The sequence below is a fragment of the Streptomyces sp. NPDC055103 genome, from assembly GCF_053607625.1.
Map to the genome: position 1 here is coordinate 132,051 of NZ_JBSGTX010000007.1, position 23,927 is coordinate 155,977.

Genomic DNA, 23,927 nt, shown 5'->3' on the forward strand with positions numbered 1-23,927 from the left:
CGTCAGGGCTCGCGGGTCTCGACCCACTGCCAGAAATCGACCATCATCCGCTCGTACCGGATGCCGAACTCCAGTGCCTCCCGCTGCCCGCGCGTGAGCAACTCCCCTACCCCGTCCGCCAGTTCCTCATACTCACCGAGGGTCCGCCGGTGCTCCTCGGCCTGCACCGGGGCGTGGACGCGCGGGCTCGCGCCGAACCACAGCTTGAGGATGCCCCGCTCACGGGCCTCGACCGGGACGAAGGAGGAGTCGGCGAGCCAGCCGCGCAGGGCCGCCGCCCCCTCCTCCGTCAGCTTCATCAGACGCCTGTTCCGGCCACCGGTCTGACGGACCTCCGACAGCAGTCCCGCCTCCAGGAGCCGGTCGCACTGGGCGTACACCTGCGCGTGCGGCATCGACCAGAAGGGCGCGACGGTCCGCGCGGCCTCGACCTTCACGTCGTACGGACTGGCCTCGCCCAACTGGTCGATGAGGCCGAGCACGAGGTAGGAGGGCGTCGTCAACCGGACTTCAGACATGCCGCGACGGTATCGCGGAGGTCTCGTCCGACGAGCGGGGGCGACGGCAGGGCCGTCCTCCCGCCACTCCGCCCGCAGGGCCCGCGCCGTGCTCGTGCGGGCCGCCCAGCCCGCCGGGAGCAGCGCGCCGGCCGTCGCGATCACGACTCCCGCTGCTGCGAGGAGCGCGAGCAGCGGAGCACCGTAGACGTCGATGTCGGCGGCCGACGAACTGGCCGCACGGTTCCGGCTGAGCGAGGCGACGGTGAAGACGCACGTCGCCCGCATCCTGTCGAAGCTCCGACTGCGCGACCGCGCCCAGGCGGTCATCGCGGCCTACGAGACCGGGCTCGTCACCCCGGGCTCGGAGGGCCGGGCGCCCGGGGCCCCGTGGGCCGGCGGCTGGTCCCCGGGTGCTGCCGCCTCGGGGCGGAGCAGCTCGCCGAGCGCCGTCAGGCGGATGAGCCGGAGGATCCACGGCTGGTCGCAGATCAGCCGCCAGCGGGCGCCCCGCGCCTGGACCCGTCCGGCACAGTGGGCGAGCAGGCCCAGACCCGTGGCGTCGCAGAAGGTGATCCTGCGGATGTCGACCGACAGGGCGTCGGACTCCCGGACGAGGGCGTCGAGCTCGGGCCGCAGGTGTCGCACCAGGACGAGATCGAGCTCACCGCGGAGCGCGGCGACGGTGTGTCCGCCGGTCGAGCGGACGAGGAGGTGCGGGTCGTGACGGGGAATCAACTGCATCGGACGCTCCACAGGGTGGGTCCATGTGTCCCGTCGAGCGTGGCCGCGTCAGCGCCGGGAGGGACGTTTCGCCTCGACCACTGTCACCTGAACCGGTGAATACGCGGGCCGCTCGGAGCCCCTGACGCCCACAATTCCGAACGCGCGAGCGAACGAACGCGCCCCTCAGGCGGCCTGTCCGGCCCTCATCCGCCGGACAGGCCCCTGGGCAGTATGTGGATCAGCCCGCGAACTCGGCCATCCACGCCTCGACCTCGCCCGAGGAGCGCGGCAGTCCGGCGGACAGGTTCTCGTTGCCGTTCTCGGTGACGACCAGGTCGTCCTCGATCCGGACGCCGATGCCGCGCCACTCCTCGGGGACGGTCAGGTCGTCCGGCTGGAAGTACAGGCCGGGCTCGACGGTGAGCACCATGCCCGGCTCCAGGAGACCGTCGACGTACTCCTCGTTGCGCGCGTGGGCGCAGTCGTGGACGTCGAGGCCCAGCATGTGGCCGGTGCCCGCCATCGTGAAGCGGCGCTGCAGGCCGAGCTCGTACGCCCGGTCGACGGGGCCCTCGATGAAGCCCCACTCGACCAGCTTCGCCGTCATGCTGCGCTGCGACGCCTCGTGGAAGTCGCGGTACCGGGCGCCCGGCTTCACCGCGGCGAAGCCGGCCTCCTGGGCCTCGTACACCGCGTCGTACACCTTGCGCTGGACGTCGTTGAAGGTGCCGCTGATCGGGAGGGTGCGGGTGACGTCGGCGGTGTAGAGGGAGTTCGTCTCCACGCCGGCGTCGAGGAGGAGGAGCTCGCCGGGGCGGACCGGTCCGTCGTTGTCCGTCCAGTGCATGATCGTGGCGTGCTCGCCGGCGGCGCAGATCGAGCCGTAGCCGAGGGCATTGCCCTCCAGGCGGGCGCGGCGGAAGAAGGTGCCCTCGATCCAGCGCTCGGACGTCGCGATCGCCCGGGACAGCTCGGCGACGCAGTCGGTGAATCCGCGGACGGTGGAGTCCACCGCCTTGCGCATCTCGCCGATCTCCCAGTCGTCCTTGACGAGGCGGAGGTCGCTGAGCGCCTCCTCCAGCTCGTAGTCGCGGTCCTCGTCGGTGGTGACGGCGGCCTCCAGGGCCGGGTCGTGGCCGCGGACGATCCGGGTGGGAACGTCGGTGGAGGCGGCGGCGAGGTCCGCGGCGATGGTGCGGACGTCGCGGCAGGGCAGGCCGAGGACGATCTCCGACTCGGCGAGCGAACGGCGCCGGCCCATCCACAGTTCGGCCGTGTAACCGATCCAGAACTCGTCGTTGTCCCGGCTGTCGCGGGCCAGCTGGTAGCAGTAGGCGTCGTGGCCGCCGTCCGCGCGGGGTTCGAGGACGAGGGCGCCGTCGCGGGCCTGGTCGCCGGTCATGTGCACGTAACCCGTGTACGGGCGGAACGGGTAGGTGTCGTCGTTCGAGCGGGTCTTGAGGTTGCCGGAAGGTATGACCAGGCGCTCGCCGGGGAAGAGGGCCGAGAGGGCGGCGCGGCGGGCGGCCGCGTACGGGGCCTGCTCTTCGGCCTCCAGGCCGTGGCGCTCGGTGTCGGCCCAGCCGGTCCGCATCAGGGCGGAGAGCTCCGCGGAGACGCCGTCGTAGAGCCCGTTCTTGCGACGCTTCGCCATGCGATGCACCTTCTTCTCGGTGGGGTCCTCGGCAGCCGGTCATCGGCGCCTCACGGACAGTACTGCGCTCGGCGGCCGCTGGGTGCCCAGGACCGCCAGTGGCACAGATCGGCCATCGCGGGCCTCGTGCATGGGTGCGGAAGGGGCGCCGGCCGTCGATAATGCGGCTCATGGCGAACGCGAAACTCGGTGAGGCCCTCCGGCTCCTCGGGATCGATCAGGACGCGGTCCGGGTCTACCTCGAACTGCTCCAGCGGGCGCCGGCCCGGCTGAGCGCGATCGGTTCGGCGGCCGGCCTCGAGGGGGACGCGCTCTCGGCGGCGTACGGCGCCCTGGTCGACGCGGGGCTCGCGAACGCCGCCGTGGAGGGCGAGGACGTCGTGGCGCCCGTGCCGCCCGCGGCGGGCCTGGAGATCCTCGGCCGGCACCGGGCCGCGGAGCTCGACGAGTCCCGCATCACCGTCGGGAGCGCGTTCGAGGCGTTCCGGCGGCAGCGGCTCGCGGGTGAGACCGACCACCTCGTGGAGGTCGTCAGCGGCGACGCGATCGGCCTGCGGATGCGCCAGGCCTGGGCGAGTGCCCGCCACCAGATCCGCCAGCTCGACTCCCCGCCGTACTTCCCGCTGCCCGGCGCCACCGAGGACGCGCTGGCCACCCTCGCCCGCGGGGTGACGCAGCGCGTCGTGTACTCGCGGGAGTCGCTGGAGCTGCCGGGCAATCTGGAATCGGCCATCGAGCCCTGCGTCGAGGCCGGCGAGCAGGCGCGGGTGCTGCCGTCGGTGCCGGTCAAGCTGGTGATCATCGACGACGCGTACGCGCTGGTGTCGCTGTCGATCAAGGAGGCCGACGTCCACAACACGATGCTGGTCGTGCAGCCCTGCGGCCTGCTCTCGGCGCTCGTCGCGCTGTTCGAGCAGGCCTGGCAGCAGGCCCTGCCCTTCCACGGCCACACCGCCCGCCCGGGTGGCCTGCCGCCCGCCGACCGCCGCCTGCTGTGGCTGCTCGCGGGCGGCGCGAGCGACGACGTGATCGCCCGGGAGCTCGGCGTCAGCCGTCGCACGCTGTTCCGCCGGATCCAGATCCTGATGGCCCGGCTCGGCGCCACGAGCCGGTTCCAGATGGCCCTGCAGGCCCAGCGCTCCGGCTGGCTGTGACGCCGGGCCCGCGTCAACGCGCCCGGACCCGTGGAGATCAGCCCGCGACCGACCCCGCGAGACGCTGCCACAGGAAGGTGTGGACGAGGGCGCTGTTGTGCGCGGCCTGTTCGTTGTCGCCGGCGCCCGCGTGTCCGCCGCCGGTGTTCTCGTGGAAGAGCACCTCATGGCCGAACTCCCGCAGCCGCGCCGCCGTCTTGCGGGCGTGGCCGGGGTGGACGCGGTCGTCGCGGGTGGAGGTCATCAGGAGCACCGGCGGGTAGGCCGCGTCCGCCGCGAGTCGGTGGTACGGGGAGATGTCGCGGAGGTGCGGCAGGTCGGCCTCGTCGTCGGGGTCGCCGTACTCGGCGATCCAGGACGCGCCCGCGAGGAGCTTGTGGAAGCGGGTCATGTCGAGCAGCGGCACCTGGGCGACGATCGCGCCGAAGAGTCCGGGGTGGCGGGTGAGCATCGCGCCCATGAGCAGGCCGCCGTTGCTGCCGCCGGAGGCGCCGAGCATGGCCGGGGTGGTGACGCCGCGCGCGACGAGGTCCTCGGCGACGGCCGCGAAGTCCTCGAAGGCCCGGGGCCGGTCGGCGCCCAGCGCGGCCTGGTGCCAGTCCGGTCCGTACTCGCCGCCGCCCCGGATGTTCGCGATCACGTACGTGCCGCCGCGCTCCAGCCACGCCCGGCCGGTGACGGAGCCGTAGGAGGGCGTGAGGGAGACCTCGAAGCCGCCGTAGCCGTAGAGCAGCGTGGGGCCGGGACCGGTGGTGGCGTGGTCGGGGCCGATGACGAAGTACGGGACGCTCGTGCCGTCGCGGGAGGTCGCGAAGTACTGCTCCACGGTGAGTCCGGCGGCGGAGAAGCGGTCCGGGGCCTGCTTGAGGAGTTCCGTGTCGGCGCCGATCGTCCCGCGGTACAGGGTGGAGGGCTGGAGGAATCCCGACACGTCGAGGAAGTACTCGTCGGAGACGTCGGGGTCGGTGTCGACGACGCTGACGGCGGACAGTTCCGGGACGCCGACGAGCGGCTCGCGGGTCCAGCCGCCGTCGGGGGCGGGGGTGAGGACCTCGATGCGGGTGCTGACGTCGTGCATCGTCTCCAGGATCAGGTGGTGACGGGTCCACGCGTGCCCGGCGAGCGCCGTCCGCTCGTCCGGGGTGAACAGCACCTCGGGGGTACGGTCCCCCGCGAGGAAGGCGTCGAAGTCGAACGCGAGGAGGGAGCCCGTCGGCTGCCCGAGCCACGCGGACTTCAGGGTGACGATCAGGTGCCGGCGGTGGGCGTACGCGACGGCGTCCTCGGGGACGTCGATCCTGACGAGCGTCGCGTCGGGCCGCAGGAGATACGTCTCGCTGCGGAAGAAGTCGAGGGCGCGGCCGACGAAGTCCCGCTCGAAGCCGGGGGTGCTGTCGTGATACCCCCAGGCCGACACGTCCCCCTGCCCGGCCTCGAAGACGAGCTCGGCCTCCTCCACCGGGGTGCCCCGCCGCCACCTGCGGACCTGGCGCGGGTAGCCGGAGTCGGTCATGGAGCCGGGGCCCGTGTCCGTACCGACGAAGAGGGTGTCGGCGTCGATCCAGCCGGCTCGGGTCTTCGCCTCTTCCACCCGGAAGCCGTCCTCGGTGAACCGCCGGGTGGAGAGGTCGAACTCCCGGACCACGACGGCGTCCCCGCCGTCGCGCGAGAGCTGTACGAGGGCCCGGTCGCACGCGGGGCGGCGCACGCGGGCCCCGCCCCAGACCCACTTCTCGTCCTCGGCCGCGGCGAGCGCGTCGACGTCGAGGAGGACCTCCCATTCGGGGGCGTCCTTGCGGTACTGCTCCAGGGTGGTGCGCCGCCACACGCCTCGCACGTGCTCGGCGTCGCGCCAGAAGTTGTAGAGGTACGCGCCGCGCCGGACGGTGTACGGGATGCGGTCCGCGGCGTCCATCACCTCGCGGACGCGCTCCTTGAGCGGCGCGAAGGCGGGGTCGGCGACGAGGACGCCGGCCGTCTCCGCGTTCCGCTCGGCCACCCAGGCCAGGGCCGCCTCGCCCGACACGTCTTCCAGCCACAGGTACGGATCGGCGTCGCTCACACGCTGCTGCATGGACTCAGTTCCCGTTCTCGCGTCGGAGGTGTGCCGAGAGGTGGTACTGCAGCGGCTGCCCGACCGCCGCGAGGTCGTGGCGGAAGTCGAGCGTGTCCTCGCCGGTCAGCGTGTAGCGGCGGCGGGTCGCGGTCACCTCCTTGGCCGTCGGGGTGAGTGCCACCTGATGGGTGGTGAGGTCGACCCCGTCGTCCGCCGCGCCGCCGACGAGGATCTCCGCGATTCCGGTGGGCTGGGTGATCAGCGCCTCGACGCGCCCGTCGGGCTGCAGACGCCACCAGCCGGTCTCGCGGGCGGCGGGCCGCTGCGGGGTGCCGTCGGCGTCGACGATCCAGGCGCGGGCGTCGTAGTGGAGGAAGGGGCGCCCGTCGTGGCTGAAGGTGACCTCCTGCTCGTACGCGAACTCCTCGGCCAGCGTCGGGTACGCGCCGCGGCCCCGGCCGACCCAGGTGCCCAGGAGACCGGTCACCGGCGCGAGGAGCGCGTGCGGCGCGGGTGCCTGGTCCGTGCGGAGGGCGTCGGGGTACGGGTGCTTCCGGTCGCGGTCGAACATGAGGTGCGCTCCTGGGTCGGGGCCTGTGCCGGATCGCAGCTTAGGGGGTGTCCCGCCGGTCGGGCCCGGCTTGATCGGCGGGACACCCCTGGGCCGTGTCCGGAAAGCAGCGCGGTCCGCCCGGCGGGACTTTCCGGACGCGGCCCGAGGCCTGCCCGTGGCTATCCCCGCGAGTCCACGCCCCGGGACGGTCGTTGACCCGACCCCCGGAGGCCGCTACGTCCGCGCCATGTTGCGTTCAGCCCTGCTCACCACGCGCGGTCACATCGACCTGCTGCGGGTGGCCTCCGCCGCGTGTCGCCGCGGCCGCTGACGCCCTCTCACCCTCCCCCTCGTCTCCCTTCGTGACGCCCTGACGTCGTGCGCGCGTGCCCGCTCCGAGCCCACGACCGCCGCGGCGCACCTTCGACGCGCTGACGGAAAGGCCCCCTCACGACCGTCCACCTGCACTGGTTCCTGGTGCGAGGACGCCTGGCTCACCACGGTCGCGCTCGCCCAGCACACCGAGCGCCTCACGTTCCTCGTCGCGTTCGGGCCCGGCGTCATCTCACCCGTACTGGCGGCGCAGATGGCCGCCACGTACCAGCGGATCACCCGGGGCCGGCTGCTCCTCAACGTGGTGACCGGCGGGGACTCCGCCGAGCGGCGCCGCTTCGGCGACCGCCTGGACCACGACCGGCGGACGCGCGCACGGCCGAGTTCCTGTCGGTCGTACGGGGCGTCCGGAGCGGGCGGCCGTACGACTTCGACGGCGAGCACTTCCGGATCGAGAGGGGCTGACCGCCCTGCCGCCGGACCCGCTGCCGGAGGTCTTCCTCGGCGGTTCGTCCGCGGCGGCGGGCCCGGTCGCGGCGGAGCACACGGACGTCTATCTGACCTGGGGCGAGCCGCCGTGGCAGGTGAAGGAGAAGATCGACTGGATCCGCCGCCTCGCGGAGGAACGCGGACGGAAGGTCCGCTTCGGAGTCCGGCTGCACACAGTCTCGCGCGACTCGGCACGCGGAGCACTTCGTCCTGTCGGGCCACCCGCACCTGGAGGAGGCGTGCTGGTTCGGCGAGGGCGTGACACCGGAGCTCGCGGCCCGCGGGCTGCTGACCGGCCGACCGACCGACCGACTGACCGACTGACCGGCTGACCGGCTGACCGGCTGACCGGAAAGGGAAGAACCGCGACCCCCGGGCGGTTGGTAGAACCGTGAACGATTTTGGGGTAGCAGCGGTCGCGGATGTCAGCGCGGTGGACGTCGTCGTCATCGGCGCCGGGCAGGCGGGGCTCTCGGCCGCCTTCCACCTGCGACGGGCCGGCCTGGAGCCGGACCGGGACTTCGTCGTCCTCGACCACGCCCCGCGCGCGGGCGGCGCCTGGCAGTTCCGGTGGCCCTCCCTCACGTACGGCAAGGTGCACGGGATGCACGCGCTGCCCGGCATGGAGCTGACCGGCGCCGACCCCATGCGCCCCTCCTCGGAGGTGATCGGCGCGTACTTCGACACGTACGAGCGGACCTTCGACCTGCGCGTCCACCGGCCAGTCGACGTCACCGCCGTGCGGGAGGGCGGCGCCGGGCGGCTGCTCGTCGAGACCTCCGAGGGCCGGTACGCCACGCGCGCCCTGATCAACGCGACCGGCACCTGGGACCGCCCCTTCTGGCCGCGCTACCAGGGGCAGGAGACCTTCCGGGGCCGCCAGCTGCACACCGCCGACTACCCCGGCCCCGAGGAGTTCGCCGGGAAGCGGGTGATCGTCGTCGGCGGCGGGGCCTCCGGGACCCAGCACCTCATGGAGATCGCCGAGGCCGCCGCCGCGACGACCTGGGTGACCCGGCGCGAGCCCGTCTTCCGCGAGGGACCCTTCGGCGAGGCGGAAGGCCGCGCCGCAGTGGCGCTCGTCGAGGAGCGGGTACGCCGCGGACTGCCGCCGCAGAGCGTCGTCTCGGTCACGGGCCTCCCGCTCAACGACGCGATCCGCGAGGCCCGCGAGCGCGGCGTCCTGGACCGGCTGCCGATGTTCGACCGGATCACCCCGACCGGGGTGGCCTGGGACGACGGCCGGACCGTCGACGCGGACGTGATCCTCTGGGCGACCGGCTTCCGGGCCGCCATCGACCACCTCACGCCGCTGCGCCTGCGGGAGCCGGGCGGCGGCATCCGGGTGGAGGGGACGCGGGCGGCCCGGGACGAGCGCGTCCATCTCGTCGGCTACGGCCCCTCGGCCTCGACGATCGGCGCCAACCGCGCCGGCCGCGCGGCCGTCTCGGACATCCGCCGCCTGCTGGACCGCGAGCCCGCCACCGCCGTCGCCGCCGTCTGAAGGTCTCAGGACGTCGCGGCCCGCCTGTTGGCGTTGAACTCCGCCACGTTCTCCTGGTGGAGCGCGTAGTCGGCGGTGAAGCGGGTGTCCCCCGGGGCCACCGTGACGAAGTACAGCCAGTCGCCGTCCGCCGGGCGGATCACCGCGTCCAGCGCCTGCTCCCCCGGGTTCCCGATGGGCGTCGGCGGCAGGCCCTTCCGCTCGTACGTGTTGTACGGGCTCGCGATCTTCGTGTCGTCGAAGGTCGTGTCGACGGTGCTGCGGCCCAGCGCGTAGTTCAGGGTCGAGTCCATCTGCAGGGCCATGCCCCGGGCGAGCCGGTTGTGCACGACCCGGGCGACCTTGGCCATGTCCTCGGGGCTGTCGGCCTCCGCCTGCACGATGCTGGCCGTGATCACCGCCTGGTAGACGCTCATGCCGTACGCCCGCGCGCCCTCGGCGATCCGCTCGGTGCCGAACCGTTTGCCCGCGGTCTCCGCCATGTAGCGGAGGAGTCCCTCCGGGGTGGTGGCGGCCACGACCGGGTACGTGGCGGGGAACAGATAGCCCTCCGGATTGCCGCCCGCCGCGGCGGGGAGCGGGAGGACCGCGCCCGGTACGGTCGCGGCCTTTCGCGCCGTTCCCTCGGGCAGTCCGAGCGCCCGGTCGACGGCCGTGTAGATCTGCCCCGCCCGCCACCCTTCCGGGACGACGAGGCTACGGGGCTGTTCGACGGCCGGTTCGTCGCCGGGGAGCAGGAGCGGGACGGTGATCGCCGCCGCCACGGCGACGACCGCGCCGAGCAGCAGCGCCAGCCGGCCGCGCCGGGTGAGGCGGGAGCGACGGGGAGGGCGGGGAAGTGAGGGGCGGCGGGGGTGGCGTGGGGGTGCGTACGGTGACGACTGCCGGTACGTCATGGCCGCACGCTAACCCGCGTCGTACGGGATTCCGGGGAGCCCCGCGCACGCGGCGGCGCCGCCGGTCCCCTGGGACGGGGAACCGACGGCGCCGGGCACTGCGATCGTCAGACGAGCCAACCCAGGAAGTGGAAGACGCCGGCGAGCAGATCGGTGATGACGTTCATGGTGGTGCTTCTCCTCGTACAGGTACATCAGTGGGACGGTGCGGTCGCGGTCTGCAGCCCGTCGCTCGCACTCCGTAATCTTCCGATGCCGTACGGGAGTTGGGCAACGATTCCCGGCACGATCACACGTTCTGGGGAACAACCGATCCCACGTTCGCTTGTTCGCCTGTCGCCGTGACCTCCGCCGTGACCTCCGCCGTGACCTCCGCCGTGCCCTCCGCCGTGCCCTCCGCCGTGCCCTCCGCCGTGCTTTCCGCCGTGCTTTCCGCCGTGACCTCCGTCGCGCCCGTCACGGCAGCCCGCGCGCCCCTGCGGACCAGGGCCGCGTATCGCCCGTCCCGCGCGAGCAGCTCCTCGTGCGTCCCGCGCTCCGCGATCCGCCCCGCCTCCAGGACGACGATCTGGTCGGCGTCGCGGACGGTGGAGAGCCGGTGGGCGATGGTGATGGTGGTGCGGCCGGCCGAGAGCGCGTCGATGGCCTGCTGCACGGCGTGCTCCGTCCGCGTGTCCAGGGCGCTGGTCGCCTCGTCGAGGATGAGCACCGGCGGGTCGCGCAGGATCGTGCGCGCGATGGCGAGGCGCTGCTTCTCGCCGCCGGAGAAGCGGTAGCCGCGCTCCCCGACGAGGGTGTCGTAGCCCTCGGGCAGCGAGGCGATGTGGTCGTGGATCTGCGCGGCGCGCGCGGCGGCCTCGATCTCCTCGTCGGTGGCGTCCGGCTTGGCGAAGCGCAGGTTGTCGGCGACCGAGGCGTGGAAGAGGTAGGTCTCCTGGGAGACGACACCGACGGCACGGGCCAGGGTGTCGAAGTCGAGGTCCCGGACGTCGACGCCGTCGAGGGCGACGCGGCCACCGGTGACGTCGTACAGCCGGGGCACGAGATAGCTGAGGGTGGACTTCCCCGAGCCGGTGGGGCCGACGACGGCCAGGCTGCCGCCGGCGGGGACGGTGACGTCGATCCCGTCGAGGGTCGCGCGCTTCTGCCCCTCGGGGTCGTAGTGGAACTCCACCCTCTCGAAGCTCACCTCGCCCCGGACCTTCGCGAGCCGGACGGGCTCGGCGGGCTCGGTGATGTCGACGGGCAGGTCCAGGTATTCGAAGATGCGCTGGAAGAGGGCGAGCGAGGTCTGCATCTGCACGCCAGTGGAGAGCAGGCTCACGGCGGGCCGGAAGAGGCCCTGCTGGAGCGAGACGAAGGCGACGAGCGTGCCGAGCGATATCCCGGGGCCGCCCGACTGGAGCGCGATGCCGGCGGCCCAGTAGATCAGGGCGGGCATGGCGGCCATGACGATGCCGATGGTGGACATGCGCCACCGTCCGGCCATGGAGGAGCGCACTTCGAGGTCGACGAGGCGCTCGGACTCCTCGGCGAAGGACTTGGTCAGGGAGTCGGCGCGGCCCATCGTGCGGCCCAGGAGGATGCCGCTGACCGAGAGGGACTCGGTCACGGTCGCGGCCATCGCGGCCATCTGCTTCTGGCGCTGGGTGGTGATCGCCTTGCGCTCGCGGCCGACGCGGCGGCTGATCCAGACGAAGACGGGCAGCAGGAGCAGGGAGACGACGGTGAGCCGCCAGTCCAGGGCGAGCATGGCGACGACGGTCGCGACGACGGCGGTGAGGTTGGAGACGAGCGAGGTGGCCGTGGAGGTCACCGTCGCCTGCATGCCGCCGATGTCGTTGGCGATGCGGGACTGGACCTCGCCCGTGCGGGTGCGCGTGAAGAAGGCGAGCGGCATCCGCTGGAGCTGCTCGTACACCCCGGTGCGCAGGTCGTGCATGACCCGCTGGCCGACGGTGGTGGAGATGAGGGTCTGAAGCACGCCGAAGACGCTGGTCAGGACGGCGGTCGCGATCATGCCGAGGGCGAGGAGGCTGAGCAGCCCCGTACGGCCCTGCGGGATCGCGGTGTCCAGGATCTCCTTGAGCAGGAACGGCGAGGCGACCGAGACCAGCGAGGCGGCGCCGACCAGGAGGCCGACGAGCGCGAGGCGGGCGCGGTAGGGACGGAAGAGCCGCAGGATGCGCCGCAGCTGCGCGGGCTCCTTGGGCTGGGCGGAGTCGCGGGGCGGGGGCGTCCAGTCGGACTGGCCGTGGGGGCGCATGGGCTCCTTCGGGAGTGGGCAGTGCGATGGTCGATAGAGACCATAGCTCATTGTTACCTATACTCACAATGAACAAGGTCCTGATATTGTTCCGGCATGAGCACCTCCGACCGCCTGAGCGGGTCCGACCGGCCGACCACCTCCGACCGGCCCGGCGGATCGGCCGGCCTGAGCGGGTCCGACGCCGACGGGCTCCTCGCCGAGCAGCTGCTGCGTCTCACCCGGCGTCTGCACCGGATCCAGAAGCACCACCTGGAGCCGGTCGGCATCACCCCCGCGCAGTCTCGGCTCCTGCGCACGGTCGCGCACTTCGGGGAGCCGCCCCGGATGGCCGATCTCGCGACCCGGCTCGAAGTCGTCCCGAGGGCCGTGACCAGCCTCGTCGACGGCCTGGAGGCGGTCGGCCGGGTGCGCAGGGTCCCCGACCCGAGCAACCGCCGGGTGGTCCGGATCGAGCTCACCGACGCGGGGCGCGCCACGCTGCGGGAGCTGCGCAGCGCGCGAAGGGCGGCCGCAGAGGACATCCTTGCTCCATTGACCGTCGATCAGCGCGAGGTGCTCGGAGGTCTGCTGTCCGCTCTGGTCGACCGCGTCCCGGAGAGCGGCTGCTGACCCGCCGGGCACGGGGACGCGCCGAAGGGGAGCCGTGACATGCCGCTGCTTGAGCCGAACCCGCAGGCCCTCCGCCCCGGCACGAAGCGGAGTCCGGCCCCGGACCGGGTTCCCGAGCTCCAGTCACGGGGCACGCCTCGGCGGCTGCGGGAGGAGCTGGCGGAGCTCCTCGGCCCCGAGAAGGTCCTCTCGGGCCTCTCCGACCTGGTCCGCTACGCCTCCGACGCCAGCCCGTACCGCTTCGTCCCGCAGGTCGTCGTGGTCGCCGAGGACATCGACGACATCTCCGCCGTCCTGTCGTACGCCCACGGCAAGGGCCGCGAGGTGGTCTTCCGGGCCGCCGGGACCAGTCTGAACGGCCAGGCGCAGGGCGAGGACATCCTCGTCGACGTACGCCGCCACTGGGCGGGCGTCGAGGTCCTGGACGGGGGCGCCCGTGCCCGGATCCGCCCCGGCACCACCGTCGTCCGGGCCAACGCCGCGCTCGCCCCGCACGGTCGGGTCCTCGGGCCCGACCCGGCCAGCGCCATCGCCTGCACGCTCGGCGGGGTCGTCGCCAACAACGCCTCCGGAATGACCGCCGGGACCACCCGGAACTCGTACCGGACACTGGCCTCGCTGACCTTCGTCCTGCCGTCGGGGACCGTGGTCGACACCGCCGATCCCGCCGCCGACGAGGAACTCGGGCGCGCCGAACCGAGGCTGTGCGCCGGTCTCCTCGCGCTCAAGGCGGAGATCGAGGCGGACGCCGAGCTCACCGCCAGGATCCGGGCCAAGTACGCCATCAAGAACACCAACGGCTACCGGCTCGACGCCTTCCTCGACGGCTCCACGCCGGTGGAGATCCTGCGGGGCCTGATGGTCGGCTCCGAGGGCACCTTCGGCTTCATCGCCGAGACGGTCTTCGACACCCTGCCGCTGGACCGGGAGATCTCCACGGCGCTGCTCTTCTTCCCCTCGCTCCCGGCCGCCGCGGCGGCCGTGCCGCTGTTCAACGAGGCCGGGGCGCTCGCCGTGGAGCTGATGGACGGCAACACGCTCCGCGCCTCGGTCAGCGTCTCGGGGGTGCCGGCGGACTGGGCGGAGCTGCCGAAGGAGACGGCGGCGCTCCTGGTCGAGTTCCGGGCCCCGGACGCGGCGGCGCGGGAGGCGTACGAGAGGGCGGCTGACGCGGTCCTGGCCGGGCTCGACCTGGTCGCCCCGGTGCCGTCCGTGGAGAACGCCTTCACCCGCGACCCGAGGACGATCAACGGCTACTGGAAGGCCCGCAAGGCGTTCGTGACGGCCGTCGGCGGCTCGCGCCCCTCGGGGACGACCCTCATCACCGAGGACTTCGCGGTGCCGCCGGGCCGGCTCTCGGAGGCCTGCGCCGAACTGCTCGACCTCCAGTCCCGGCACGGCTTCGACGCGGCCGTCGCGGGCCACGCGGCCCATGGCAACCTCCACTTCCTCCTCGCCTTCGACTCGGCCGAGCACGCCGACGTCGAGCGGTACGCGGCCTTCATGGACGAGTTCTGCAAGCTGACCGTGGAGCGGTTCGACGGCTCGCTCAAGGCCGAGCACGCCACCGGCCGCAACATCGCGCCCTTCCTGGAGCTGGAGTGGGGGACGAAGGCGACCGAGCTGATGTGGCGGGTGAAGGAGGTCATCGACCCCGACGGGATCCTCGCCCCCAGGATCGTCCTCGACCGCGACCCGCAGGCCCATCTGCGTGGCCTGAAGACGATCCCCAAGGTCGAACTGATCGCCGACCCCTGCATCGAGTGCGGCTTCTGCGAACCGACCTGTCCCAGCCACGACCTGACGACCACTCCGCGCCAGCGGATCGTGCTGCGCCGGGAGATGATGCGGCAGCCCGACGGCTCCCCCGTCGAGGCCCGGCTCCTGGAGGCCTACGGCTACGACGCCGTCGACACCTGCGCCGGCGACTCCACCTGCAAGCTGGCCTGCCCGGTGGGGATCGACACCGGCGCGCTGATGAAGGAGTTCCGCCACGAGCGGCACTCGTCGCGCGAGGAGCGGATCGCCGCCCTGGCCGCGAGGAACTTCCGGGCGGTCGAGGCCTCGGCGCGGCTCGCCGTCGCCGCCGCGGACCGGATCGGCGACCGGGTCCTGGAGCGGGTGACGGGCCTGGCCCGCAAGGCGGTCCGCCCCGATCTCGTACCGGAATGGCTGCCCGAGATCCCCGGCGCCGCCGCCCGCCGGCTGCCCCGCACCCACCGCCCCGCCGCCACCGCCGTCTACTACCCCGCCTGCGTCAACCGGATCTTCGGCGGACCCGACGGCCACACCGGCCCCTCCCTCCCCGAAGCCGTCGTCGCCGTCTCCGCGCGGGCCGGGAAGCCGGTGTGGATCCCCGACGACGTGGCCGGAACGTGCTGCGCGACGATCTGGCACTCCAAGGGGTACCAGCGGGGTAACGAGATCATGGCCAACCGCGTCGTCGAGGCGGCCTGGGGCTGGACCGCCGGCGGGAAGCTCCCCCTCGTCGTCGACGCCTCCTCCTGCACGCTCGGTATCGCGCACGAGGTCGTCCCGTACCTCACGGACGACAACCGCGAGCTGCACGCCGAGATGACCGTCCTCGACTCGCTCGTCTGGGCGGCGGACGAGCTGCTCCCCCGGCTCGACGTACGCCGCCGGGTCGCCTCCGCCGTGGTCCATCCGACCTGTTCCATGAAGCACCTGGGGGACGAGGAGCAGCTCACCCGGCTCGCCGGGGCGTGCGCCGAGGAGGTCGTCGTCCCCGTCGACTCGGGCTGCTGCGCCTTCGCGGGCGACCGGGGCATGCTCCATCCGGAGCTGACGGCCTCGGCGACGGCTCGGGAGGCGGCGGAGGTCACCTCCCGCTCCTTCGACGCGCATCTCTCGGCCAACCGGATGTGCGAGATCGGGATGGAGCGGGCGACGGGCCGGAGCTACCAGTCGGTGCTGCTCTCCCTGGAGCGCGCGACCCGCCCCTGACCGTCCGTCAGCCTGCGACGAGCCCCTCCGAAGAGACTCCTCACCCCGGCCGGTGAGGGGTCCTTCGTACGTTCGGGTGACGGCCGCTGCACGGTACGACTCCCCGAGATATCCGGAACAGTAAAGTCCAACTACCCGTCGCAAGAGTCCTATCCGCGCCCTTGCGCACCGTTGGTCACGGGGGCCAGGGTCCTGTGCGGGATTCATGAAACAGCCGTGCACACAGCTCCTGGAGGTTCCATGAACGAGCACGTACCGCACACCCCGAGCCGCCGCAAAGTCCTCAAGACGACCGCCGGAGCGGCCGGAGCGGGTCTCGGCATCGCCGCCGCGGGCGCGCCGGCCGCCCAGGCCGCCACCACGGCTTCCGCGGAGACCGCGCCGGCGTCTCCGGAGACCACGCCCGTCGCGCCGAAGCGTCGCGGAGCGACCATGGCCGGGGTCCCCTTCGAGGGCCGTTCGACCGTCCGCGTCGGCATCATCGGCCTCGGCAACCGGGGCAACGGCATGATCGGCCTCTTCCTCGCGCTTCCCTGGGTGCGGGTGGTGGCCGTCTGCGACCCGGTGCGGGAGAAGGCCGAGCGGGCCGCCGCGAAGGTCGTCGCCGCCGGTCAGCCCGCCCCCGCCGTGTACACCCACGGCGAGGACGACTACGAGAACCTCTGCGCCCGCTCCGACCTCGACTTCGTGTACGTGGCCACCCCCTGGGACTTCCATTTCGAGATGGCCCGGACGGCGATGCTGAACGGCAAGCACGTCGGCGTGGAGTGTCCGATCGCGATGCGGATCGACGAGCTCTGGGAGCTGGTCGACCTGTCCGAGCAGACCCGTCGCCACTGCATGCAGCTGGAGAACTGCTGCTACGGGCGGAACGAGATGCGGGTCCTGCGGATGGCGCACGCCGGCAAGTTCGGCCAGCTGCTCCACGGCGCGGGGGCGTACAACCACGACCTGCGGGGCCTGATGTTCTCGCCGACCTACTACGAGGGGCCCTGGCGCCGGCTGTGGCACACGCGGCTGCGCGGCGACCTCTACCCGAACCACGGCTTCGGCCCCGTCGCCAACTACATGGACGTCAACCGCGGCGACCGGGTGGTGAGCATCAGCAGCTTCGGCACGCAGGCGCTCGGCCTGGCCGAGTACCGCGCGGAGCACATGCCGGCCGGCGACCCGAGCTGGAAGGAGACGTACATCGAGAGCGACCGGACGATCAGCATGGTCCGGACGGCCAAGGGCCGGATCATCCGGCTGGAGCACGACGTCTCCACCCCGCACCCGTACAGCCGGATCAACAGTCTGGGCGGCACGAAGGGCGTCTTCGAGGACTACCCGGCCCGGATCTACCTGGAGCCGGACCACACGAACGACCAGTGGGCCGACTTCTCGGCCTACGCGGGCGAGTTCGACCACTGGCTCTGGAAGGAGCACGCCAATCCGCCCGGCGGGCACGGCGGCATGGACTACATCATGATCTACCGGCTGATGCAGTGCGTGCAGCGGGGACTCGTCCCTGACTTCGACGTGTACGACGCCGCCACCTGGACGGCTCCGGTGCCGCTGAGCCACGCCTCGGTCAAGGCGAACGGCGCGCCGCAGGAGATCCCCGACTTCACGCGCGGCGAGTGGCGCAAGGCCCGCTCGGGCGTGGACTCGGTCAAGCCGGCCTGAGGCGTACGGTGCCCGGTCCCCGCACGTCGGGGGCCGGGCACCGTGCTGTTCAGCAGCGCCGCCGGTCCTCGGTGAGCGTTCCCTGAACCGTCGTCAGGCTCCGGTCCCAGCAGCCGTCGGAGCCGTACAGCCGGTACCGCTCGGTCGTGGTGGCGACCGCGTGCCGCTGGTCGCGCGGCACACCGGTGGTGTAGGTCGCGTCCCCGCTGTACGTGTCGTCGAGGGCCGACCAGGAGAGGCGCCGCCCGTCGCGCAGGACGACGGTGTCGGCACGGTCCCCGAGGGTGAGGACGGTCCGCAGCCGGTCGCCCGCGCCGACCGTCGTCTCACTGTCCATGGTGTACGCGCGGTGGGTGCGCGTGACGGTCCGGCCGGTGGTCACGGTCTCGTCGTCCGTCCAGCGCCCGGTGAACGCGTCGGGGTTCTCGCCCTCGCCCCAGCGGTGGGCGGAGGTGTGGCCGACGGTCCGGGCGACGGTGGTGTCGACCCGGCCGTGCGAGGTGTTCAGATGGCCGCCGACGGTGAGCCGGTGCCCCGCCTCGGTGTCCAGGCGGTGGAGGGTGTCCGCCGATCCCGCCGTGTACACGGAGGAGTTGCGCGGGGTGCTCTCCTCGTGGCGGTCGAGCCCGCCGGTGACGACCCGGCTGCCCTCGTCCTGCCAGAGCAGCACGTTGGTGGGGACGGACCAGCCGCTCTGACCCGCCGGGACGCCGGCGACCGAGACCTCGACGCGGTGGGCGCGGCCGTCGTTGAGGAGGGCGGCGAAGGGGGTCAGGTCGTAGACGATCGGCTGGACGTCGAAGGCGCGGGGCGCGGGGGTGACGTACCAGAGGAAGGGGTTGGACCAGCCGCCGGTCCAGACCGTGGCAAAGGGGGCGGCGATGCCCGCGAGCCGGCCGTCCACGGAGACGCGGACCTCACGGTGGGGGCCGTGGGTCGCCCGGCAGGAGTAGGGGGCCGCGTCGGGGACGGAGAGGTACCAGTACTCCTCGCAGCCGCCGCCGGAGCCGGTGGCGTACACCTCGGCGAGCAGCCGTTCGGTGTTGCGCGGTGTGGTGAGGATGGAGTCGGTGAGCGGGATGACCCGGTCGGGGGTGCCGGCGGCGGGCTTCACGCGGCCCTCCGCGGTGTGGAAGGTGAGGGTGACCCGGACGTCGAGGACGCCGGTGTACGTCTCGTTCACGACATTGCCGATGAGCATCTCGACGGGCTGCGGGCGGCTGAGGGTGTCGCGGTAGCGGGTGACGTCCTTCTCGACGGCCCAGGTGATGCCGTCGGGCGAGGGCTGCGGCGTGGAGGTGCGGAGGATCTCCACGCCGCCGACGGCGACGTAGCCGAGGCGGTCGTACTGGCGGCCCTTGACGCTTCCTTCGAGGCGGAGGACGACCTTGTTCCAGCGGGTGCCGCACTCCTTGGGCGGGGTGTATCCGCCCTGGTACGGGGTGAAGTCGCGGAACTGCGCTGCGGCGAGGGTGACCTTGCAGCTGCGGGTGCCGGGGGCCTCGACGGGCGGGGCGGCGGTGACCGGGTCGTGCCAGTCGGAGGTGAACTCGGCGGGCGGCGTCGGGCCGTTCGGACCCTCGGCGGCGGCGGCCGGCTGGGCGGTGAGCACCGCTCCGGCGGCCAGGACCAGACCGCTGAGCATGCTCATGATCTTGAGTGATCTCATGGGGCGGAAGTGAAGCGCGGTCACCATGGCGCGGTCCAGAGGACGATGAGCGGACATGGCGCGTTCTGTTCCCTGATGGGGAAAATCGATTGCCGTGCCCAGGGGAAAAAGCGAACCTTGCACGGTTTCCACTCCGCCGCCGGGACACCGCGAGCGCACCCCCGTGTTCGATCCCCCGGACAGACCCGAAGACCCTGGGACGCCATGCAGATTCGAGATCTTCCCTACGCCGACCCAGGGGTCCCCGATGTCCGCTCGGGCACCCGGTTCCTCCTCTGGCTCGGCCGCAACCAGCTCGGCGGGCAGGTGAAGGCCCTCCTGTGGGGGCTGCTCCTCCAGCTGGGCATCGCCGGACTGCCGCTCGGCGTCGGCGTCGCCGTGCAAGCGGTCGTGGAACGTGACGGCGGGCGGCTCGCCCTCGCCGGGGGCCTGCTCGTGGCCTGCGGGCTCGCGATCGCGACCGGTGACACGATGCTGCACCGGGTCGCCGTCACCAACTGGATCACCGCCGCCGCCCGGGTCCAGCAGCTGCTCTCCCGCAAGACCGCCGAACTGGGTTCGGTCCTGACCCGGCGGGTCGCCGCGGGTGAAGTCGTATCCGTTTCGACGGGTGACGTCGAGAAGATCGGATGGTTCGTCGAGGCGCTGTCCCGGTTCGCCGCGGCCGCCGTCTCCCTGCTGATCATCTGCGTGGCCCTCGTCCTCTACCAGCCCGACCTCGGCGTCGTCGTCGCCATCGGCGTGCCCGTCCTCGCCCTCGCCGTGCTGCCGCTCCTCCCCCGCGCGACGCGCCGGGCGGACGTCCAGCGCGAGAAGGCGGGCAAGGCCACGGAGCTGGCCTCCGACACCGTCGCCGGGCTGCGCGTCCTGCGCGGCATCGGCGGCGAGGAGCTGTTCCTCGGCCGCTACCGCGCCGCCTCCCAGGAGGTCCGCGGGGCGGCCGTGCACAGCGCGCGCATGTGGGCGCTGATCGCCGCGGTCCAGGTCCTCCTGCCCGGCGTCCTGCTCATCGCCGTGGTGGCGTACGGGGCACGGCTCGCGCTCGACGGGCGGATCACGGTCGGCGAACTCGTCACCGTCTACGGCACCGTGGCCCTCACCCATCATCCGATGCGGAACTTCGAGGAGATCGCGATGGCCTTCTCCTTCTCCCGGCCGTCGGCGAAACGGGCCGCCCGGGTCCTCGGGCTGACCCGCACGGCGACCACCACCGACGACTCGGGCGAGGAGCGCGAGGCGACCGGCGACCTGTACGACCCGCTGACCGGGCTGCTCGCCCCCGCCGGCCGGTTCACCGCCGTCGTCTGCGGCGACCCGGACCTGGCCGGACGGCTCGCGGACCGGCTCGGCGGCCACCCGACCGAACCCGACGAGGAGCACACCTCGGTCCTGCTCGGCGGGGTCCCTCTGGACGAGCTGCCGCTCGCGGCCGCCCGTACGGCCGTCCTCGTCCAGGACAAGGACCCCGTCCTGCTCTCGGGCTCCCTCCGGGAACTCCTCGACGTGCCGTCCTCGGGCGCGGTCCTCCCCGAGGACGCGCTCGCCGCCGCCCAGTGCGGCGACGTCCTCGACGCGCTCGCCCAGGCCTCCGTCGACACCAACGGGGACCCGATGCGGACCCGGATCACCGAGCGGGGCCGGTCGCTCTCCGGCGGCCAGCGCCAGCGCCTCGCCCTGGCCCGCTCGCTGGTGACCGACCCGGAGGTGCTCGTCCTGGACGAGCCGACCTCGGCGGTCGACTCGCACACCGAGTCCCGGGTGGCCGACGGGATCGCCCGGCTGCGCGAGGGCGGGACCACCGTGGTCCTCGCCTCCTCTCCGCTGCTCCTGGACCGCGCCGACCGGGTGGTCCTGGTCCACGAGGGACAGGCGGTCGCCGTCGGCACCCACCGTGAACTGCTCGCCAAGGAACCCCGCTACCGCGCGGTCGTCACACGCGAGACGGACGAGGAGCTCGCCGCGACGAGCATCCCTCTCCCCGCCATCGACGCGGACGAACTCGAAGCCCTGGAAGGGGAAACGGCATGATCGGCCTGGCGCCACCGGAGTACGACCCGGCGGCCCCCACGACGGCGACGACGCTGCCGGTCGCGGGCGGCGCGACCGTACGGATCTACGTACGGGAGCTGCTGCGCCGCCACCGCAGGGCGTTCGCGCTGCTCATCGGGGTGAACACGGTCGCCGTGATCGCCTCGATGACCGGCCCTTACGTCCTCGGTTCGGTGGTGGACGGGCTGAGCACCGGGGCCCGTGACCTCCATCTGGAGCGGACGGTCGCGCTGTTCGCGGTCGCCCTGCTCGTCCAGACGGTGTTCGTGCGGCTCGTCCGGCTGCGCGGGGCGATGCTCGGCGAGGAGATGCTCGCCGATCTGCGCGAGGACTTCCTCGTCCGGTCCGTCGGGCTGCCGCCCGGCGTCCTCGAACGGGCCGGGACGGGCGATCTGCTCTCCCGCATCACCACGGACATCGACCGGCTGGCCAACGCGATGCGCGAGGCCGTCCCCCAGTTGGCCATCGGTGTCGTCTGGATCGGCTTGCTGCTCGGCGGGCTCGCGGTCACCGCGCCGCCGCTCGCGCTCGCCGCCCTGCTCGCGGCCCCGGTGCTCATCGTGGGCTGCCGGTGGTACTTCAAGCGGGCGCCGTCGGCGTACCGCTCGGAGTCAGCGGGGTACGCGGCGGTGGCCGGCGCGCTGGCCGAGACGGTCGACGCGGGCCGCACGGTCGAGGCGCACCGCCTCGGGGCGCGGCGCATCGCGCTCTCCGACCGGCGCATCACCGAGTGGGTGGCGTGGGAGAGGTACACGCTCTTCCTGCGCTCGGTGCTCTTCCCCGTCATCACGCTCACGCACACGACCGTGCTGTGCGGTGTCCTCATCCTGGGCGGGGTCTTCGTCTTCCAGGGCTGGATCGACGTGGGCCAGCTGACGACGGGCGCGCTGCTCGCGCAGATGCTGGTCGACCCGATCGGGATCGTGCTGCGCTGGTACGACGAGCTGCAGGTCGCGCAGGTCTCGCTGGGCCGGCTCGTCGGCGTCCGGGACATCGAGCCGGCCGCGGGTGACCACGAGGTACGGCCGGACGGGCGGGCCGTCCGGGCGGACGAGGTCCGGTTCGGCTACCGCGAGGGGGTCGACGTGCTGCACGACGTGTCCCTGAAGGTGGCGCCGGGCACCCGGATCGCCCTGGTCGGGCCGTCGGGCGCGGGCAAGTCCACGCTCGGCCGGCTGCTCGCGGGCATCTACGCCCCGAGGACCGGCTCGGTCACCCTCGGCGCCGCCGAGCTGGCGCGGATGCCCGCCGAGCGGGTCCGTGAGCACGTGGCCCTGGTCAATCAGGAGCACCACGTCTTCGTCGGCTCGCTCCGGGACAATCTGCTGCTGGCCAGGACCGGTGCCGCCGACGCCGAACTGTGGGAGGCGCTGGCGGCGGTGGACGCCGAGGGCTGGGCCCGGGGCCTCGACGAGGGTCTGGACACGGAGGTCGGCTCGGGCGGCCGTTCGCTGACACCGGCGCAGGCCCAGCAGGTGGCGCTGGCCCGGCTCGTCCTCGCGGACCCGCACACGCTGGTCCTGGACGAGGCGACGTCGCTGCTCGACCCGAGGGCGGCCCGGCACCTGGAGCGGTCCCTCGCCCGCGTCCTGGACGGTCGTACGGTCGTGGCCATCGCGCACCGGCTGCACACCGCGCACGACGCCGATCTGATCGCGGTGGTCGAGGCCGGCCGGATCAGCGAGCTCGGCAGCCACGACGAGCTGGTGGCGGCGGACGGCGCGTACGCGGCCCTGTGGCGGTCCTGGCACGGCTGACCGGCGGGGGGTGCGCGCCGGCCGGCGCGCACCCCCCCTCAATAGCCGATGGTGAAGCGGCACTGGACGAAGCGGGGCAGCTCCGCCTCGTCGACCAGAGCGACGGCGGCGTCCTCGGCCGAGACGCGGCTGCGGTGTCGGTGGGCGTCCCCGCGCCCCGGACCGGCCCCTAGAAGAAGCCGAGCGCCGAGGCTCCGCCGACCCCGCCGAGCAGCATGAAGGCGGGCATGAGGACCTTCAGCTCGACCCAGCTGCCGGCCCGGAAGCGCATCCCCTTGGGCGGGCCGATCGGGTACCAGCGCTTGCGGCCCACCGGGATGGGCCACAGGACCGGGCAGCCGGAGACCGTCAGGGCGTCCCCGATGTCGTGGACGAGGGCGCCGAGGACGATCGGCAGCCCGAGCCACAGGTACTCCTGGCCGGGAGCGGTGAAGAACCATTCCGCGCCGTTGCCGGGCTTGTCGAGGACGCCCGCCAGGATCCAGGCGCTCGTCGCGCCGAGCAGCCAGACCAGCACGTCGCTGGACATCCGGGCGGCCCGCCACAGCAGACCCTCCACGGCGAGGACCAGGTGGACGAAGAGGATGGCCAGGACCGCCCACCGGCCGCCGGTGACGGCCGCGGCGGACGCGCCGGCGCCGATCAGGACCGCCCAGAGCCAGGTGTGGGTGAGCGTCCGGTGCCCGCCGGACCTGCGGGGGTCGGCCGAGGAGCGGGTGGCCTTGTAGACGGCGTACGAGAGCTTGTCGACGATCTCGCAGAGGCCCTTGGAGACCGGCCCGAAGGCGCGGGAGATCGTCGCCGACTTGTGGTCGAGGTCGGGGGCGAGGGCGGCGCCGGCACAGATGAGAGCGCCGACGAGGAGGACCGGCCACGGCATCGGGCGGTCGAAGGCGGCGGCGGCCGCTCCCACACCCAGCCAGGCCGCCGCTCCGGACAGTGAGTGCGCCGGTCCCATCATGGTTGGCTGCCGCCCCGTTTCTCGTGTGCCGGCGCTCAGTTGACGACCGGTCGACGGACGAGCCTATCGTCCGTGATCAAGGACCTCCGCGGCCGGTTCCCTCATCCGAGCGGAAGCCA

The 23,927-nt window shown here is 72.9% G+C and carries 16 protein-coding genes and 2 pseudogenes; 9 read left to right on the forward strand and 9 right to left on the reverse strand.

Annotated features, from left to right (window positions below; genetic code table 11):
- Positions 1 to 2 precede the first annotated feature (2 nt).
- On the reverse strand, positions 3 to 785 hold the full coding sequence (locus tag ACWFR1_RS07370; protein WP_453547509.1) for a helix-turn-helix transcriptional regulator: 783 nt from the start codon (positions 783 to 785) through the stop codon (positions 3 to 5).
- On the opposite strand from ACWFR1_RS07370, the pseudogene ACWFR1_RS07375 reads away from it, so the two are divergent.
- Positions 727 to 867 (forward strand): annotated as a pseudogene (locus ACWFR1_RS07375) (response regulator transcription factor); the annotation flags it as partial. The gene ACWFR1_RS07370 and the pseudogene ACWFR1_RS07375 sit on opposite strands and share 59 nt — an antisense overlap.
- Here ACWFR1_RS07375 and ACWFR1_RS07380 read toward each other — a convergent pair.
- Both ACWFR1_RS07380 and ACWFR1_RS07385 read right to left on the reverse strand, forming a co-directional pair.
- Positions 834 to 1,241: an STAS domain-containing protein gene (locus ACWFR1_RS07380; RefSeq protein ID WP_453547511.1), complete on the reverse strand. Its 408-nt coding sequence runs from the start codon at positions 1,239 to 1,241 to the stop codon at positions 834 to 836. The pseudogene ACWFR1_RS07375 and the gene ACWFR1_RS07380 overlap by 34 nt on opposite strands.
- 220 nt (positions 1,242 to 1,461) lie before the next feature.
- Entirely contained in the window at positions 1,462 to 2,877 is a 1,416-nt protein-coding gene (locus tag ACWFR1_RS07385) for an aminopeptidase P family protein (protein ID WP_453547513.1), read from the reverse strand.
- Between the two features lie 170 nt (positions 2,878 to 3,047).
- On the opposite strand from ACWFR1_RS07385, the gene ACWFR1_RS07390 reads away from it, so the two are divergent.
- Entirely contained in the window at positions 3,048 to 4,031 is a 984-nt protein-coding gene (locus ACWFR1_RS07390; RefSeq protein ID WP_453547516.1) for a LuxR family transcriptional regulator, read from the forward strand.
- 37 nt (positions 4,032 to 4,068) lie between these two features.
- Here ACWFR1_RS07390 and ACWFR1_RS07395 read toward each other — a convergent pair whose 3' ends face one another.
- Both ACWFR1_RS07395 and ACWFR1_RS07400 read right to left on the reverse strand, forming a co-directional pair.
- A complete protein-coding gene (locus tag ACWFR1_RS07395) occupies positions 4,069 to 6,105 on the reverse strand; it encodes a prolyl oligopeptidase family serine peptidase (protein ID WP_453547518.1) in 2,037 nt (678 codons plus the stop codon).
- Between the two features lie 4 nt (positions 6,106 to 6,109).
- Complete coding sequence (locus tag ACWFR1_RS07400) at positions 6,110 to 6,658, reverse strand: FABP family protein (protein WP_453547520.1); 549 nt, start codon at positions 6,656 to 6,658, stop codon at positions 6,110 to 6,112.
- Between the two features lie 442 nt (positions 6,659 to 7,100).
- Between ACWFR1_RS07400 and ACWFR1_RS07405 the strand changes: the two are divergent.
- A pseudogene (locus ACWFR1_RS07405) lies at positions 7,101 to 7,786 on the forward strand (LLM class flavin-dependent oxidoreductase); the annotation flags it as partial.
- 67 nt (positions 7,787 to 7,853) lie between these two features.
- Positions 7,854 to 8,966: an NAD(P)-binding domain-containing protein gene (locus ACWFR1_RS07410; protein WP_453547522.1), complete on the forward strand. Its 1,113-nt coding sequence runs from the start codon at positions 7,854 to 7,856 to the stop codon at positions 8,964 to 8,966.
- A 5-nt stretch (positions 8,967 to 8,971) separates the two neighbouring features.
- Here the strand turns inward: ACWFR1_RS07410 and mltG are convergent, their stop codons facing one another.
- Entirely contained in the window at positions 8,972 to 9,862 is an 891-nt protein-coding gene (gene mltG / locus ACWFR1_RS07415; RefSeq protein ID WP_453547525.1) for an endolytic transglycosylase MltG, read from the reverse strand.
- A 289-nt stretch (positions 9,863 to 10,151) separates the two neighbouring features.
- Complete coding sequence (locus ACWFR1_RS07420; protein WP_453547527.1) at positions 10,152 to 12,128, reverse strand: ABC transporter ATP-binding protein; 1,977 nt, start codon at positions 12,126 to 12,128, stop codon at positions 10,152 to 10,154.
- A 96-nt stretch (positions 12,129 to 12,224) separates the two neighbouring features.
- Between ACWFR1_RS07420 and ACWFR1_RS07425 the strand changes: the two genes are divergently transcribed.
- From ACWFR1_RS07425 to ACWFR1_RS07435, 3 genes are all read left to right on the forward strand, one after another.
- A complete protein-coding gene (locus ACWFR1_RS07425) occupies positions 12,225 to 12,740 on the forward strand; it encodes a MarR family winged helix-turn-helix transcriptional regulator (protein WP_453547529.1) in 516 nt (171 codons plus the stop codon).
- A gap of 39 nt (positions 12,741 to 12,779) precedes the next feature.
- Positions 12,780 to 15,704: an FAD-binding and (Fe-S)-binding domain-containing protein gene (locus tag ACWFR1_RS07430; RefSeq protein ID WP_453547532.1), complete on the forward strand. Its 2,925-nt coding sequence runs from the start codon at positions 12,780 to 12,782 to the stop codon at positions 15,702 to 15,704.
- 240 nt (positions 15,705 to 15,944) lie between these two features.
- Positions 15,945 to 17,372: a Gfo/Idh/MocA family protein gene (locus ACWFR1_RS07435; RefSeq protein ID WP_453547534.1), complete on the forward strand. Its 1,428-nt coding sequence runs from the start codon at positions 15,945 to 15,947 to the stop codon at positions 17,370 to 17,372.
- 49 nt (positions 17,373 to 17,421) lie between these two features.
- Here ACWFR1_RS07435 and ACWFR1_RS07440 read toward each other — a convergent pair whose 3' ends face one another.
- On the reverse strand, positions 17,422 to 19,041 hold the full coding sequence (locus ACWFR1_RS07440) for a peptide-N4-asparagine amidase (RefSeq protein WP_453547536.1): 1,620 nt from the start codon (positions 19,039 to 19,041) through the stop codon (positions 17,422 to 17,424).
- Positions 19,042 to 19,245: 204 nt separating this feature from the next.
- On the opposite strand from ACWFR1_RS07440, the gene ACWFR1_RS07445 reads away from it, so the two are divergent.
- Positions 19,246 to 21,069, forward strand: coding sequence for an ABC transporter transmembrane domain-containing protein (locus tag ACWFR1_RS07445; protein ID WP_453547538.1), 1,824 nt, complete (start codon positions 19,246 to 19,248; stop codon positions 21,067 to 21,069).
- Positions 21,066 to 22,847 (forward strand): ABC transporter ATP-binding protein, encoded by a 1,782-nt coding sequence (locus ACWFR1_RS07450; protein ID WP_453547540.1) that lies wholly within the window; start codon positions 21,066 to 21,068, stop codon positions 22,845 to 22,847. The genes ACWFR1_RS07445 and ACWFR1_RS07450 overlap by 4 nt, the downstream gene beginning before the upstream one ends.
- Positions 22,848 to 23,016: 169 nt before the next feature.
- On the opposite strand, the gene ACWFR1_RS07455 is transcribed toward ACWFR1_RS07450, so the two are convergent.
- Positions 23,017 to 23,808: a metal-dependent hydrolase gene (locus ACWFR1_RS07455; protein ID WP_453547542.1), complete on the reverse strand. Its 792-nt coding sequence runs from the start codon at positions 23,806 to 23,808 to the stop codon at positions 23,017 to 23,019.
- Positions 23,809 to 23,927 lie beyond the last annotated feature (119 nt).

What these genes read in the sequence shown, in the direction of transcription:
- ACWFR1_RS07395 (WP_453547518.1), bottom strand. Translation starts at nt 6,105, where the DNA reads ATGCAGCAGCGTGTGAGCGACGCCGATCCGTACCTGTGGCTGGAAGAC.
- ACWFR1_RS07390 (WP_453547516.1), top strand. Translation starts at nt 3,048, where the DNA reads ATGGCGAACGCGAAACTCGGTGAGGCCCTCCGGCTCCTCGGGATCGAT.
- ACWFR1_RS07435 (WP_453547534.1), top strand. Translation starts at nt 15,945, where the DNA reads ATGAACGAGCACGTACCGCACACCCCGAGCCGCCGCAAAGTCCTCAAG.
- mltG (WP_453547525.1), bottom strand. Translation starts at nt 9,862, where the DNA reads ATGACGTACCGGCAGTCGTCACCGTACGCACCCCCACGCCACCCCCGC.
- ACWFR1_RS07385 (WP_453547513.1), bottom strand. Translation starts at nt 2,877, where the DNA reads ATGGCGAAGCGTCGCAAGAACGGGCTCTACGACGGCGTCTCCGCGGAG.
- ACWFR1_RS07430 (WP_453547532.1), top strand. Translation starts at nt 12,780, where the DNA reads ATGCCGCTGCTTGAGCCGAACCCGCAGGCCCTCCGCCCCGGCACGAAG.
- ACWFR1_RS07425 (WP_453547529.1), top strand. Translation starts at nt 12,225, where the DNA reads ATGAGCACCTCCGACCGCCTGAGCGGGTCCGACCGGCCGACCACCTCC.
- ACWFR1_RS07380 (WP_453547511.1), bottom strand. Translation starts at nt 1,241, where the DNA reads ATGCAGTTGATTCCCCGTCACGACCCGCACCTCCTCGTCCGCTCGACC.
- ACWFR1_RS07420 (WP_453547527.1), bottom strand. Translation starts at nt 12,128, where the DNA reads ATGCGCCCCCACGGCCAGTCCGACTGGACGCCCCCGCCCCGCGACTCC.
- ACWFR1_RS07445 (WP_453547538.1), top strand. Translation starts at nt 19,246, where the DNA reads ATGCAGATTCGAGATCTTCCCTACGCCGACCCAGGGGTCCCCGATGTC.
- ACWFR1_RS07455 (WP_453547542.1), bottom strand. Translation starts at nt 23,808, where the DNA reads ATGATGGGACCGGCGCACTCACTGTCCGGAGCGGCGGCCTGGCTGGGT.
- ACWFR1_RS07450 (WP_453547540.1), top strand. Translation starts at nt 21,066, where the DNA reads ATGATCGGCCTGGCGCCACCGGAGTACGACCCGGCGGCCCCCACGACG.
- ACWFR1_RS07440 (WP_453547536.1), bottom strand. Translation starts at nt 19,041, where the DNA reads ATGAGATCACTCAAGATCATGAGCATGCTCAGCGGTCTGGTCCTGGCC.
- ACWFR1_RS07370 (WP_453547509.1), bottom strand. Translation starts at nt 785, where the DNA reads ATGCGGGCGACGTGCGTCTTCACCGTCGCCTCGCTCAGCCGGAACCGT.
- ACWFR1_RS07400 (WP_453547520.1), bottom strand. Translation starts at nt 6,658, where the DNA reads ATGTTCGACCGCGACCGGAAGCACCCGTACCCCGACGCCCTCCGCACG.